General features: G+C 48.5%; 17 protein-coding genes. 10 read left to right on the top strand and 7 right to left on the bottom strand.

What is annotated here, in order from left to right:
* Positions 1-38 precede the first annotated feature (38 nt).
* From aroQ to ACYVB1_RS12385, 6 genes are all read left to right on the top strand, one after another.
* Positions 39-491 (top strand): type II 3-dehydroquinate dehydratase, encoded by a 453-nt coding sequence (aroQ, locus tag ACYVB1_RS12410; RefSeq protein WP_460923973.1) that lies wholly within the window; start codon positions 39-41, stop codon positions 489-491.
* An 85-nt stretch (positions 492-576) separates the two neighbouring features.
* A complete protein-coding gene (locus ACYVB1_RS12405; protein WP_460923972.1) occupies positions 577-1,638 on the top strand; it encodes an aminotransferase class V-fold PLP-dependent enzyme in 1,062 nt (353 codons plus the stop codon).
* A gap of 144 nt (positions 1,639-1,782) precedes the next feature.
* Positions 1,783-2,343 (top strand): MarC family protein, encoded by a 561-nt coding sequence (locus ACYVB1_RS12400; protein ID WP_460924104.1) that lies wholly within the window; start codon positions 1,783-1,785, stop codon positions 2,341-2,343.
* Positions 2,344-2,381: 38 nt separating this feature from the next.
* Positions 2,382-2,747, top strand: coding sequence for a four helix bundle protein (locus ACYVB1_RS12395; RefSeq protein ID WP_460923971.1), 366 nt, complete (start codon positions 2,382-2,384; stop codon positions 2,745-2,747).
* A 43-nt stretch (positions 2,748-2,790) separates the two neighbouring features.
* Positions 2,791-3,255, top strand: coding sequence for a ribonuclease HI (gene rnhA / locus ACYVB1_RS12390; protein ID WP_460923970.1), 465 nt, complete (start codon positions 2,791-2,793; stop codon positions 3,253-3,255).
* Positions 3,256-3,379: 124 nt separating this feature from the next.
* Positions 3,380-4,096, top strand: a complete 717-nt coding sequence (locus tag ACYVB1_RS12385) for a tRNA1(Val) (adenine(37)-N6)-methyltransferase (RefSeq protein WP_460923969.1) — start codon at positions 3,380-3,382, stop codon at positions 4,094-4,096.
* A gap of 95 nt (positions 4,097-4,191) precedes the next feature.
* On the opposite strand, the gene ACYVB1_RS12380 is transcribed toward ACYVB1_RS12385, so the two are convergent.
* On the bottom strand, positions 4,192-5,538 hold the full coding sequence (locus ACYVB1_RS12380) for a saccharopine dehydrogenase family protein (protein ID WP_460923967.1): 1,347 nt from the start codon (positions 5,536-5,538) through the stop codon (positions 4,192-4,194).
* Between the two features lie 129 nt (positions 5,539-5,667).
* Here ACYVB1_RS12380 and cdd point away from each other — a divergent pair, with 129 nt between their 5' ends.
* Both cdd and ACYVB1_RS12370 read left to right on the top strand, forming a co-directional pair.
* Positions 5,668-6,150, top strand: a complete 483-nt coding sequence (gene cdd, locus ACYVB1_RS12375) for a cytidine deaminase (RefSeq protein WP_460923966.1) — start codon at positions 5,668-5,670, stop codon at positions 6,148-6,150.
* Positions 6,151-6,224: 74 nt separating this feature from the next.
* A complete protein-coding gene (locus tag ACYVB1_RS12370) occupies positions 6,225-6,875 on the top strand; it encodes an alpha/beta hydrolase (protein ID WP_460923965.1) in 651 nt (216 codons plus the stop codon).
* Between the two features lie 9 nt (positions 6,876-6,884).
* Here ACYVB1_RS12370 and ACYVB1_RS12365 read toward each other — a convergent pair whose 3' ends face one another.
* Positions 6,885-7,283, bottom strand: coding sequence for a VOC family protein (locus ACYVB1_RS12365; RefSeq protein WP_460923963.1), 399 nt, complete (start codon positions 7,281-7,283; stop codon positions 6,885-6,887).
* 137 nt (positions 7,284-7,420) lie between these two features.
* Here ACYVB1_RS12365 and ACYVB1_RS12360 point away from each other — a divergent pair, with 137 nt between their 5' ends.
* Positions 7,421-8,275: a hypothetical protein gene (locus ACYVB1_RS12360; RefSeq protein ID WP_460923961.1), complete on the top strand. Its 855-nt coding sequence runs from the start codon at positions 7,421-7,423 to the stop codon at positions 8,273-8,275.
* A 62-nt stretch (positions 8,276-8,337) separates the two neighbouring features.
* Here ACYVB1_RS12360 and lgt read toward each other — a convergent pair whose 3' ends face one another.
* Entirely contained in the window at positions 8,338-9,195 is an 858-nt protein-coding gene (gene lgt, locus ACYVB1_RS12355; protein ID WP_460923959.1) for a prolipoprotein diacylglyceryl transferase, read from the bottom strand.
* Positions 9,196-9,297: 102 nt separating this feature from the next.
* On the opposite strand from lgt, the gene ACYVB1_RS12350 reads away from it, so the two are divergent.
* The gene (locus ACYVB1_RS12350) at positions 9,298-9,627 is read left to right on the top strand and encodes an SdpI family protein (RefSeq protein WP_460923958.1); all 330 of its coding nucleotides are present in this window, start codon (positions 9,298-9,300) and stop codon (positions 9,625-9,627) included.
* 61 nt (positions 9,628-9,688) lie between these two features.
* On the opposite strand, the gene nadE is transcribed toward ACYVB1_RS12350, so the two are convergent.
* The 4 genes from nadE to ACYVB1_RS12330 form a co-directional block, all read right to left on the bottom strand.
* Positions 9,689-11,575: an NAD(+) synthase gene (gene nadE, locus ACYVB1_RS12345; protein WP_460923956.1), complete on the bottom strand. Its 1,887-nt coding sequence runs from the start codon at positions 11,573-11,575 to the stop codon at positions 9,689-9,691.
* Between the two features lie 169 nt (positions 11,576-11,744).
* A complete protein-coding gene (rnc, locus tag ACYVB1_RS12340) occupies positions 11,745-12,485 on the bottom strand; it encodes a ribonuclease III (protein ID WP_460923954.1) in 741 nt (246 codons plus the stop codon).
* Between the two features lie 3 nt (positions 12,486-12,488).
* Positions 12,489-13,742, bottom strand: a complete 1,254-nt coding sequence (fabF, locus tag ACYVB1_RS12335; protein WP_460923952.1) for a beta-ketoacyl-ACP synthase II — start codon at positions 13,740-13,742, stop codon at positions 12,489-12,491.
* Between the two features lie 69 nt (positions 13,743-13,811).
* Positions 13,812-14,048, bottom strand: a complete 237-nt coding sequence (locus ACYVB1_RS12330) for an acyl carrier protein (RefSeq protein WP_018477241.1) — start codon at positions 14,046-14,048, stop codon at positions 13,812-13,814.
* Between the last annotated feature and the right edge of the window lie 27 nt (positions 14,049-14,075).

Here is a 14,075-nt window from a genome sequence, read left to right as displayed (position 1 = left end):
CCTCGGAAATTTGCAAGAACGCTTATCAAAACCAGACTATGAAGATTATCATCCTGAATGGGCCTAACCTGAACCTGTTAGGAACCCGTGAAAAATCTGTTTATGGCAGCCGCTCCTTTGAAGATTATTTTGAAGAGCTGCAGGAGACTTTCCCGGCACTGGAGCTCTCCTATTTTCAATCAAACACCGAAGGCACACTGATTGATAAGCTGCACGAGGTAGGCTTTAGTGACTACAAAGGCATTGTATTCAATGCAGGCGCCTATACCCATACGTCGGTGGCTATTTCTGATGCCATCAAAGCCATTGACACGCCAGTGGTGGAGGTACACATTTCAAACGTATACGCCCGCGAGGCTTTCCGCCATAAAAGCATGCTTGCTGCATACTGCACCGGCGTTATAGCAGGATTTGGCCTGGAGAGCTACCGCCTTGCCATTCAGTACTTTGAGCGAATGAAACCGAAACAAATTGGTTTTGGCATAAAGTAAGCGTAACAAGTGTCGTTATATACTCGTCTATTATAAATTTGCTTTTATATAGTAAATATACTATATTTTCTGTATCATTACGCGTATGCTCAACTTCTATCCTGGCCCGGCTAAACTATATCCCGATGTACGCAACTATATGGTAGATGCGTATGACGAGGGTATACTGAGTACGCCGCATAGAGGAGAGCAGTTCGTTCAGATGTCACGTGCGGTGGTGGGTTCCATCAAGCGCCGGCTCAACATTCCGCAGGATTATTATATCTTTTTCACTTCGTCAGCTACAGAGTGCTGGGAGGTACTTATCCAAAGCCTTACCAAACACAAAAGCTTTCACATTTATAATGGGTCGTTTGGTGAGAAATGGTGCCAGTATGCCCAGAAGTTACGCCCTAAATCAGAAGGCTTTCAGTTTGATTTGAATAGCCCGATGCCTGTAAGCGAACTGGAAATCAGCAAAGACACAGAATTAATCTGCTTCACCCATAACGAAACCTCTAACGGCACACAAGTATCATCGGCGTGCATCCTCAACCTGCACAATCGTTTCCGCGACACCCTTATTGCCGTGGATGCTACGTCGTCTATGGCCGGTCTGAATCTGAAAATGATAAAAGCCGACATCTGGTTTTCGTCGGTGCAGAAGAATTTTGGGTTGCCAGCCGGTCTGGCCGTTATAGCCTGCTCGCCCCGTGCTATTTTCCGGGCAAAACAAATTGGGGAGCGGAGCCACTACAACAGCCTGGTGTCGATGTACGAGAAGATGCTGAACTACCAGACCACCCACACGCCCAATGTGCTCAACATCTATCTTCTAAAGCGCGTGCTGGAGGACCGCCCTTTCATCAAGTCTATCGACTTGGAGCTTACGGCGCGGGCACAGGACCTTTATACTTTCTTCGAGCAGTTTAATGATTTTAAACTGTTGGTGGAGAATGCGGAAGTTCGCTCCAAAACGGTGCTGGCGCTACAGGCCAGCGAGAAATTGGTAGATGATATTAAGAAACGGGCATTGCACCACAACATGCGCCTTGGCAACGGCTATGGTCCCTGGGCGCGAAACACCTTCCGCATCGCGAACTTCCCTGCCATCACAGACGAGGAGTTCGAAGAACTGAAGCGCTTTTTCCTGCACTATTACGCATAAGTCTGCTACCTTTGCGGCCTGATAAGCGCCACGTGCACCCTAGTTCTACATGGACGGGTAAGGGGTTTATCTTGGGTTTTATCAGCTGTATCTTCTGCACCAGCACAGCATCAGGCAACAAGAAAACAAGTGGATTTAAATTCAATTTTTAGTTTCAAAGAGATAGCTTCTGTAACGCTCACGCTCTTTGCCGTGATTGATATCATCGGCTCCATTCCCATCATCATTGATCTCCGCAAACGGGAAGGCAGAATTGAATCAGGTAAGGCAACGATTGTATCAGGCATCCTGATGATTGTTTTCCTGTTCCTGGGCCAGTCTATCCTAAGCTTGTTTGGCATCGATTTCCAGTCTTTCGCCATGGCCGGTGCTATCATTATCTTTTTGATTGGTTTAGAAATGATTCTCGGCAAGGACTTTTTTCATTCCGATCCTGAATCCAAGAGTGGTTCTATTGTGCCTTTGGCGTTCCCGCTGATAGTAGGTGCCGGCACCATGACAACCCTTCTCTCGCTACGGGCAGCCTACTCCCTACCGAACGTACTGGTAGGTATTGTGCTGAACCTGGGCTTTGTATATGTGGTACTAAAAGGCTCGGCCACCATTGAGCGCAAGCTTGGCAAAGACGGAGCAAACATCCTTCGTAAAATCTTCGGCATTATCCTGCTGGCCATTGCCATAAAGCTTTTCAAGACAAACCTGTAGTTAATTTTGAATAACTGACTTTTGAATAACTGAATAGAATGAACCTAGACAGAAAAGAATTTATAGAGCAGTTTCAGAAGAGGGCAAAAAGATTAGCTATAGATGTGATTCATTTTTCTAAAACGCTTCCTAAATCAGAAGAAGCTGTTATCATGAAGCGACAGCTACTAAGATCTGCCACCTCCGTTGCTTCTAACAACCGAGCCGCATGCAGAGCCAGATCATTCGCCGAGTTCCATTCAGAAATCAGTATTGTGATTGAAGAAGCAGATGAAACGCTCTTTTGGCTGGAGTTACTGGAGGAGTCAGGCACCACCACTCGTACCGCAATTAATCCACTGATGAAAGAATCATCTGAAATACTATCGGTAATGGCAAAGGCCAGAAAGAACACCACCAAGTAATATTCAGTCATTCAAAATTCAGCTATTTAAAATTACTTTAACCATGATAGAACTCTTCACAGATGGCTCTTCGCGCGGAAACCCTGGCCCTGGAGGCTATGGCACTATTCTGCGCTGGAAGCAGCATGTAAAGGAAATAAGCCAGGGCTACCGCAAAACTACCAATAACCGCATGGAGCTACTGGCCGTGATTGTGGGGCTGGAGGCTATCACCAAACCAGGCATGCCCGTTACCATCTACTCCGATTCTAAGTATGTGGTGGATGCCGTTGAAAAGCGGTGGGTATTCGGCTGGCAGAAGAAAGGCTTCAAAGGCAAGGCAAATGCAGACCTTTGGGCCCGTTTCCTACGTGTTTATGCTAAGCACCAGGTAAAATTCGTCTGGATAAAAGGCCACGCCGGCCACCCTGAAAACGAACGTTGTGATGAACTGGCAGTAGCCAGCGCTTTGTCTCCTAACCTGCTCATCGATGAAGGTTTTGAGTCTGGTGCGTCGCAGCCGAGCTGAGTGAAAATCATGAATAACTGAATTTTGAATAACTGAATATGCGAGGAGGCATTATACTGAGTACATAAATATATTCCACCATTTTCTCAATCACTCAGTTATTCGATTATTCAAAATTAAACCCATGCCAAATACTTACTTCCAGTTTAAACAGTTCCGGGTAGAGCAGGACAAGTGTGCCATGAAAGTGTGCACTGACTCCTGCGTGTTTGGAGCTGCTGTGGAAGTAGCAGGTGCCGAACGTATCCTGGATATTGGGGCGGGCACTGGACTGCTCTCGCTTATGGTAGCACAGCGAAGCGAGGCAACTATAGACGCAGTGGAGATAAATTCGGAGGCACAGGTACAGGCCACCTATAATTTTGCCATTAGCCCATGGAAGCCCCGGCTTCACCTGTATCCATTGTCTCTGCAGCAGTATGCTGAAAATAATCAGGTGCAGTATGATATCATTTTATCGAACCCGCCTTTCTTTCTCTCCTCACTCAAATCGCCGGATGCAGCCAGGAATGCAGCAAAGCATACCGGAGTGCTTTTATTTGAAGACATCCTGTTATTTGCGCAGCAGCACCTGAAGCAGAGAGGGAAACTGTACCTGCTGCTCCCACCTGCCGAGGCGGCATTGTTTGAGAAGTTAGCGCTGGCACATCGGCTCCATTTAGCTGAAACGGTTGAGGTGTATACCTACAAAGGCGGGAAGTGTATCCGTCATATCCAGACTTATACTTTTACATCAACCACAACTCCCGAAACTAGGCAGTTTTTTATTCGGGAAGAAGACAAGGCTACCTATACCACTGAGTTTGCTAAGCTGCTCGGGCCATATTACCTCCAGTTCTGAAACTATGCCTTTGGGTGGTGCTGATCCCCGCAGGAGCTGCGCACGTTGCAAAGCCTCTGAGTGGTGCAGAAGCTATCCTGAGGAGTCCGTCACTCCTATTCCTGCAGTACCCGCTCCTTCTCGATAAAGTCAACCCCATATTGTTTAAGCTCCTCCAGCACAGGCTCATATAACTCGGGATGAATGGGAATAATGACTCCCTTCCTCGTGATCTTGCCCTGCAGCATCATTTTAGCCAATATACCTACAGGCAAACCTACCGTTTTGGCCATGGCAGTGTGTGTTGCATCATCGCCGGTTGCGACTAAGGTAGAGACAACCTCACGCTGCTTCCCATCCTGCTCGTATTCGAACAGGTGCTGCATTACAATCATGTCCTTGTCGCCCGGGTCCAGTGTCCATTTCTCCTTCAGGATTTTTTCCAGCACCTGCGCAGGTGTGGCTTTGGACAGTGCTATGGGTTTTTCCTCGAATAGTCCGAGCCATGCCAGCTTTGCCATTACATCCCCTTCAGCCGGAATGCCTGTGTATGCCGCCAGGCGCTCAGCCGTACTTCGTCCATCTACGGTGGCAGGAGGCAGGAAAGCTTCCAGAAAGCTACGGTTGGTCATATGCTCAACGTCCTCAAGAGTATAGCTATCATCTATTAAGCCTAACTGTACAAATACATTCCATGCCTCGCAGTAACCAGGGCGACGTAGTGTGCCACGCAGCATCGTGGGTATGTCGCGCAGGCCATAGTGCTCCCGGTAACTGAGGGAATCCCGGTTGGCGTAACCTTCGAAATGCCCGTAGCCGTCCACAAAAAAATCATCGGTGCGCTTGAACAGTTGGTGGTACGGGATGTACTTGTAAGCTCCGTTTTTAATGTACTTTGCTGTCCCCTGTCCTGCCAACACGACATTGCGCGGGTTCCATGTGAACTTGTAATGCCACGGGTTGCTATCAGAGTTAGGTGCTACCAACCCACCGGTAAACGACTTGAAGGAGGTTAGTTTACCACCAGCTTCCTGTATGCGCCGAATCACCGCCATGGCCGATATATGGTCTATGCCCGGGTCCAGCCCGGACTCCATCAGTATTGTCAGGCCCTTCTCCTCTGCCTCCTCGCGCAGCGCCTCAAATGCAGGGGTTAAATAGCTGGCGGTGATGAGGTTCTTATGCTGCTTCAGGCACTCTTTTGCTACCTCCATATGAAAGGCAGCCGGCAAAAGTGAAATAACGACATCTGCCTGCATCACTTCCTCGGCCCGTTGCCGTTCATTGTGAACATCAAAGTTGATGATGTCTACACAAGTGATCGCATCCAGGAGGGGCTGCAGGTGGGCAACAGAGATGTCCCCAATCCGGATGCGCCAGTTTTCTCTAGCAGCATTATCGCAGAGGTATTTAATGAGAGAAGCCGCCGAGCGACCGGCACCGAGAAGCAGGATTCTTTTCATAGTTGTGGTTGTGGTTCAGGTTTAATATAAGCATTCGCGCCTGTAAGGCAAATCCTATATATGGTTTTGTCGGATAATAAGCTTACATTTATAGCCCTTTTCTACATTTTTTGACTTATTGCAGACGAAATGGCAAGTAAATTTGATATAAATATTAGTATAGACGTACTGGATCCTGCAGAACTGAGTGAGCAGGAGCGGCAAGCCGTAGAAATGGCGCAGGAAGCTGCCAACGATGCCTATGCCCCTTACTCCAACTTTCTGGTAGGAGCTGCCCTGCTGCTGGAAGACGGTACCCTGTTTAAGGGCAGTAATCAGGAGAACGCGGCTTATCCATCAGGGCTTTGTGCCGAGCGGACCGCCCTTTTCGCCTTGAGTGCCCACTATCCAAACAAAAAGATTAAACTGCTCGCTGTAACCGCCCGCCGCCGAGCCGACAAAGCCTTTCTTCCGGCTATGCCCTGCGGTGCCTGCCGCCAGGTAATGGGAGAATACGAACACAAGCAGCAGGAGGATATACCGGTGCTGCTGCAGGCACCTGATGGCAAATTTTACCGTTTTCAGCGCGTAGCAGACTTGCTGCCCTTCCAGTTTACCAAAGACAACCTTTGAAGTCAGAGAGTAAGATGGTTAAAAAGTCACACATCAAGCTCTTTGCTATTACCTTCTGAAATACACGTAACACCTTGACTGAACATAAACTCACTGTACCACGCACTGCCCGCTACTATACCTTAGGTACTCCTTCCGGAGCCATTCGGCACCTTTGGATTGTGTGCCACGGGTACGGTCAGCTAGGCCGGTTTTTCCTGCGACACTTCAATAGCTTGGACGACGGCAACACGCTGGTGGTGGCCCCCGAAGCTTTGTCGCGGTTTTACCTGGATGGTTTCTCAGGGCGTGTTGGCGCTACCTGGATGACGAAGGAAGACAGGCTTTCTGAGATTGAGGACCAGGCAGCTTACCTGAACTTACTGTTAGAAGAACAGCTTAGCCAACTGCCGCAGGATGTACAGATTACAGTACTGGGCTTTTCACAGGGCGGTGCTACGGTATGCCGCTGGCTAGCCACTGCACAGGTACCGGTACAGCGGCTTATACTATGGGCTGCTTCTTTTCCAGAAGACATTGATTTTGAAGCAGGCAAAGCTGCCTTTCAGAGTTTACCGGTGGCTGTTGTTTATGGCACGCAGGATGAATTCATCACTCCCGAAAAACTGGAGCAGAAGAGACAACTGATGGAAAACCTGGGAATTATATCTCAGGTGTACACCTTCGGGGGCGGGCATACCATACACCAGAAGACTCTTTTAAAGGTAAATGAGCAGTTTGGCTGAACTCCCCAATCATTTCCCCCTCTCCCACATTCCTTCCATCACTACTTCTAACAAGTGCTGGTCCGGGTCGCGGAAGTAAAATGAGAGGAAGCCTCCGCCCCAGTCATATTCCTGCTCTATAAGTATACCAGCGCCTTCTACTTTTTCCTTCCAGGAGTTATACTGCTCCTTCTCTACTTCAAAAGCGAGGTGGAGGTGCCCGGATCCATGGTGAGGCGGCAAACTTCCTCCCTTTTCAGATGCTTCTGCTATAAAACATAAAAGCACGGAGGCGCCAGCCCGGAAGAAAACGTGTCGGTCTTTTACTTCCCCGATTTGCTTTAATCCTAACCTGCCCGTGTAAAAGTCTTTGCTCGCCTGCAAATCTGTGACATAGAGGCAGGTCTCCTTTATCTTTTTGATCTCCATTTCATCTCTCTTTCAGTTGTCCTGGCTGTTAAGGTGTTCCCGCATAATATATTCAGCCTTTTTTGTTAACGTCTGGCAGGCACTTCTCGTTAGATAGATGTTCATTACCTATCAATCCTAAAGAAAAAATGAAACTTATGATACAAGTAGCAGCTGTTTTTGTGGCTGTAGCGGCAGCGTTGTTCTTCTTTATACGCGAGCCACTGTCTAAAACACCAACCACTGCTGAAGCACCTCCAAACACATCCGCCGCTCTCCAAAAGTTGGCTAGCTTACCGAATGCGGTGGAAGAAAGCTCAGGTATTGCTGTGCTCGAACAGGAAGGACTGTACCTGACACACAACGACGCCGGGAACAAACCTTACCTCTTCAAGCTGAATGAGCAGGGAAAGCTTGTGGAGACCATCAAACTAAACCTGAAAAATATGGACTGGGAAGACCTGGCGCAGGACAACGACGGAAACATTTACATTGCAGACACTGGCAACAATAACAACAGACGCCGTGATTTGGCAGTGTATAAAGTAAACCTGAAAAGCCCGCAGGAAGCAGAGGCTATACGCTATAGTTATGAAGACCAGAAAGAATTTCCGCCCTCCAAGAAAGAGCGTAACTTTGATTCAGAGGCTCTTTTCTGGCACAACGATAACCTGTACATTATCACGAAAGACAGAGGCCAGGGTGAAACCGCCAAAGTATATAAGCTGCCTGCTCAGGCAGGCAATCATAAAGCCAGGCTGATAGGCAGCTATAAAACAGATACTGAGGTAACAGGTGCCGACATCAGCCCGGACGGAAACACTGTTGCGCTGCTAAGTGAGGAAAAGATTCACTTGTTCCGGGACTTTGGCTCGCCAGACACTTTTTTTGAAGGAGACTATAATGAAATAGGCATTAAAGGGGCCGGGCAGACAGAAGCCATTGCCTTCGAAGGAAACAACACCTTGGTTATAACGAGTGAGGGTGGTAACCTGTACCGCTACACGTTATAGAAAACAGCAATAAAACAAAGGGGCCCTTTCTCTAGCAGAGAAAGGGCCCCTTTGTTTTATTATTACCCTACTTTCTTTGTGTCAGCTTTTACATCGTCAGTTAATCTGCCTCCCGGCAATGCTGGTTTTGGGTTCTGCCATACTTTAAACAGGATAAACAGGCCAACCAGGATGAGCGGTATACTCAGAATTTGCCCCATGTTCAGCGCCATTTCATCTTCAAAAGCTTCCTGGTTTTCTTTCAGAAACTCCACCAGAAACCGGAATGAGAAAAGGAACGTTACGAACAGGCCGAACAGCAGGCCACGCGGTAGTGCAGCCTTATACTTGTTCCACAGCCAGTACAGCACCACAAAAAGCAGGAACACGCTCAGCGACTCGTACAACTGCGTAGGATGGCGCGGCACCTGGGAGTATTCTGCGCTGCGGTAGAAGATAAAGCCCCACGGCAAATCTGTAGGCCTGCCAAATATCTCGGAGTTCATCAGGTTGCCCAGGCGGATAAGTGCTCCACCCAAAGCCACCACAATCACGATGCGATCCAGCACCCACATATAATCAAACCTCTGGCGACGACTGAACAGCCAAAGCGCAAACAAGATACCGATCGTGGCCCCATGGCTGGCCAAACCACCTTCCCATATCTTCAGGATTTCGATTGGGTTACTCAGGTAATAATCGGGGGCATAAAACAGCGTGTGGCCTAAACGGGCACCCACCACTGTTCCGATTATCATATAGAGGGTGATGACGTCCACATCGCCTTCCGTGCGGCCTTCAGCTACATAAATTTTCGTAAGGATGCGCTGCCCTATCACAAAACCTAAGGCGAAAAGTAAACCGTACCAACGGATGCTTAAGGGGCCAATGCTAAATATCTCGGGGTCGACATTCCAGGGAATGTAATTGAAAATGCTCATAGGGGTGATTCTGTTCTTGCCAAAGTTACGATAAATCGGCGACGGAAAAAACGAAAGGCTGGCACCGTGCGTGTTACTAAATCAGAAAACTTATAAAACCGAATGCTTTTCCTGCACCTGTTTCCCAGCCTGCTGGTACTTCTGATAGGCTACATACTAAAGCGGTGGCCGCCCAAACGCGTGAACTGGTTTTACGGCTTCCGCACGCATTACTCTATGCGTAATGAAGAAAACTGGCACGAAGGCAACCGCTATTATGCCAGGGTTATCCTCGGCATCGGCTTTATCTCAGTATTCATTAGTTTGGCCTGCTACTGGTTGCTGCCCATGTTGGCCAGCCTCCTGGTGCCGCTAGGCTTTATGCTCTTGTTTTTTATGCCCAGCATTGTGCTCACAAACCAACACCTGAAGCGCAAGTACGGGGACTGGTAAAAATAAGCGGTCGCTACATTTACCTGTAGCGACCGCTTATTTAAATTTATCATGTTCAATGCTAAGCTTCGTTGATTCTGGCAAGCTCGCTTTGGAAGCCGCCGCTTAGAATAGGGAAGCGAAGCCAGCTGCGTGGGTCAAGGTTATAATCATCTAAGTGGAAGGACGGGGCAAACCGCTCACGTTTCCACTGGTTCCTCGACCACAGCTTATAAAACTTATTCACCCATGCCTTTAGCAGTTCAGGTTCCGCCACCTGCTGCTCCAGCAGGATGCTGTATACTTCATGTGGCGCAAAGCGGTCGTGAAAAGCCAGGCGCTCAATCTGGTTCAGCACCTCATAAGGCATTAGGTCTTTCTCATCTGTCTGCGCCTGCTCTGCTGGCCGCAACTCGGCAGTTGGCTGCAGCTTGTTCACATACTGCAGGCCTTCATATCCCAGCTTCTCCTGCATCCAGATCAAAAGCTGCCGGATAAAGGCTTTGTCTATGCCTACTATCGGTGAAATACCGCCGGCGGTGTCACCATCCATGGTAGCATAGCCCACGGCACCTTCGCTTCGGTTTGAGGTTGCCATAAGCAGGGCGTTGTTGATATTGGCCAGCATCCAGATACCAGGGGCACGTACTCTTGCCTGTATGTTCTGAAGTGTCAGGTCATCCTGTTCCCATGTTAAAGGGCGTTGCAGCACATCTTCTATCTTAGATATGTAGCCTCTCACTTCATTGTCTATTGTCCAGTTATAGAACTTTGCGCCGATGGACTCGGCAAGTCCTTTGGCAGAGTTGTAGGTGTCGTCAGATGAGTTTACGGTGCCCTGGTAAGCGCAGGTCAGCAGCCGGCCTACCAGCTCCCTTTGCGCCTGCTCCGGCGGCAACGATTCAAAATAGGCAACATCTTTCATCTGGAACATCTGCGTTTTGGCAGCAAAGAGCACCACCCCCAGGCTTTCGATTCCTTTCCGCACCATTTCCGCAACAGCCACAGCGCACAAAGAGGAGTCGGCACCACCGCTCAACGACAGCACAAAGCCACGGCTACGGCTTTTGCGCATATAGTCGAACAGCGCAAGGCTTAGTGCGGCTATCACCTCTTCATTTTCGTCTATAGGGGGCAGGTACTCGATTACCTCTTCTATTACCGGGTTCGCAGAGAAACACACTTCTGCGCACTCCATGTCTACATTTTTAAAGCAGAGCAGCTCGTTCCTGCGGATGAGTTTACCGTTTTGGGCAATCAGCACCTCTCCGTCGTAGGTCATACGGCCGGCCTCATTGCCCAACAGGTTTGCATACACGTAGGCGCACTGGTATCTTTTGGAGGCATCCACCACCAGCCGGTGCCGCACATCCGTTTTGCTGAGGGCAAAGTGGCTGGCGCTCGGGTTCAGGATAAGCTCTACACCTTTGGGCATGTGCCGCTCAGCAGGTCTGTTCGGCCGCCAGGCATCCTCACATATTTCGAAGGCATACTTTACGCCCTGCTCTTCATAAATGATGTCGCCAATACGGTAGGTCTGCCCAAAGCGCTCGAATTCCTGCACCACGTCAGCCGGCCAGGGTGTGAACCAGCGCGGCTCGTAATGCACGCCATCGTTAGCCAGAAACTGTTTGGCCGTTATGCCTATTATCTCTTTATTTTTAATAACACAGGCAGTGTTATACACTTTCTTGTCCAGGAAGAGTGGCAGGCCAACGGCTACGGTAATATTGTCGCACCACTCCTTCACCTGTAACAGCTTCTCAAAAGCTACTTCCGACAGCCAGGGGCTAAGGAACATGTCCTCGCAACCATAACCGGTAATGCAAAGCTCTGGCAGGAGGAGTATATGGGCTTTGTTAGCAATCGCTTCTTCAATAGCGTCCTTTATGTTTTGCATATTGCCATCCCAATCCATAGGGGTTTGGTTAAGGGCGGCAGCGGCAAGCATTAATCTTGTTTCTTCCATGAGGTTGTTTAACGCAACATTATGGAAGCAAGTTAAGCGCAGGAATCCAATTTCGAATAATTGAATAACTGAATAAGTTAATTTTTAGAACTTGAATAAAAAGGAATAAGGAAATGCAGCTTAGACACCCTTATTCAATCATTCAAAATTCAGTTATTCAGAATTAAGCTCAGGAGATTTTCAGGGCAGCAAGGCCCTTTTCGGCAGCAGCCTGATCGGCTTTTTTCTTAGACAGGCCTACCCCCACGGCAATAGCTTCGCCGTCGATGGTTACTTCAGAGGTGAACTCGGTGGTGTTGCCCTGCTGCTTCCGCTTGACAATTTCAAAGCGAATGTCCTTGTTCTGGCTCTGTGCCCACTCAATGAGTTTGCTCTTAAAGTTGGCAGTGGTCGTGACGAGGCTATGCAGGTCTACGTGCGGCTTCAGCAGTTTGGAGAGAATAAAGCGGCGGGTGTTGTCGTATCCTTTATCAAGGTAAATAGCACCCACCAGCGCCTCCAGGGCATTGCCGTTCACAGATTTATGGCGGTTGCTATGGCTGGAGGTGTCTACCTTTACCAGTAAGTTCAAGCCAATCTTTACGGCAATGTGGTTCAGCGACTCCCTGTTCACAATGCGCGAACGGATTTCGGTCAGGAAACCTTCGTCTTCGTAGGGGAATTTTTTAAAAAGATGCTCTGCTACAACAGCGCCTAGCACCGCATCACCTAAAAACTCAAGACGTTCATTTGTCTCGTGTTTGCCCGCCGAAGTCTGGCGAGCAAAAGAGGTATGCGTGAGGGCAAGTTTGTACAGTCTGATGTTATCAGGTGTGCTGCCAATAACCCCAGCAATGGCGCGTACAAATACCCTGTCTTTATTAAATAACCTATGGTATACGCGCCGAACTGGTTTTATAGGCCCAAACACACACTAATCCTTCAGTTGACGGAATAAAACAGAAGTGTTATGACCACCAAAGCCGAACGTATTGCTCAGGGCAACGTTCACTTCGCGCTCCTGTGCCTTGTTAAAGGTCAGGTTCAGACGATTATCAAGGTTTTCGTCGTCAGTGAAGTGGTTGATAGTTGGCGGTACCACATTGTGCTGGATAGCCAGGATAGAAGCAATGGCCTCTATGGCACCGGCAGCCCCCAGTAAATGCCCCGTCATGGACTTTGTGGAACTGATATTCAGGTTATAGGCGTGGTCGCCGAATACCTGCTTTATCGCTTTCACTTCACTAATATCGCCAAGCGGGGTAGATGTACCGTGCACGTTGATATAGTCTACCTCTTCTGGTTTGATACCAGACTGCTGCAGCACATTCTTCATCACAGAGTAAGCGCCATGTCCATCAGGGTGTGGAGCTGTGATATGGTAGGCATCAGCCGACATAGCACCACCGATAATTTCGGCGTAGATTTTAGCGCCACGCGCCTTGGCATGCTCATACTCCTCCAGAATAATGGCTCCTGCACCTTCTCCCAATACAAAACCATCACGGTCTGCATCAAAAGGCCTGGAAGCTGTTTCTGGAGAGTCATTACGCTCTGAAAGGGCTTTCAAAGCGTTAAAACCACCTATACCTGCCTCCGTTACAGCAGCCTCAGAACCACCGGACACGATTACATCCGCCATACCCAAACGGATATAGTTATAGGAATCGATCAGGGCGTTTGTGGCAGATGCACAAGCAGATACAGTTACAAAATTAGGACCTCGGAAGCCGTGCTTAATAGAGATATGGCCTGCGCTGATATCGGCAATCATCTTCGGGATGAAGAAAGGATTGAAACGTGGAGTACCGTCGCCATTGGCAAAGTTCACGCACTCCTCCTGGAATGTTCGCAGACCACCAATGCCGGAACCCCAGATAACACCAATGCGATCGAGATCCACCTTATCCTCCACCAATCGGGCGTCTTTTACAGCCTCATCGGCCACAACCATGGCAAACTGAGAAAAAAGGTCCATTTTACGGGCCTCTTTACGGTCGAAGTAGTTCTCGGGCTCGTATCCTTTTACTTCACAGGCAAACTGTGTTTTAAACTTACTCGCATCAAAGCGCGTGATAGGGGCAGCACCACTCACGCCATTTACTAAACCGTTCCAGTATTCTGAAACTGTGTTTCCAAGTGGCGTGAGTGCGCCTAACCCAGTAACTACAACTCTCTTAAGCTCCATAAGCTACTAGTAGAGGATAGATAGTAGAAAATTTGTTCTGATAGGGATAATAATAAAAAGGGGGGAAAATTACTTCGCGTGCTCCTCCAGGTAGCTTACAGCCTGGCCTACAGTAGCGATATTTTCAGCCTGATCATCTGGAATAGATACGTTGAATTCTTTTTCGAATTCCATGATAAGCTCAACAGTATCTAATGAATCAGCACCAAGGTCATTCGTGAAGCTAGCCTCCGGTGTAACCTCTGACTCTTCCACACCAAGCTTATCGATAATGATAGCCTTTACTTTTTCTGCGATTTCTGACATTTTTCTTATAGTTAATTAAAACACTGT

The organism is Pontibacter brevis (genome assembly GCF_054779655.1).
The sequence above is the reverse complement of the archived record's forward strand: the minus strand, read 5'-3'. Positions and strand labels throughout refer to the sequence as shown.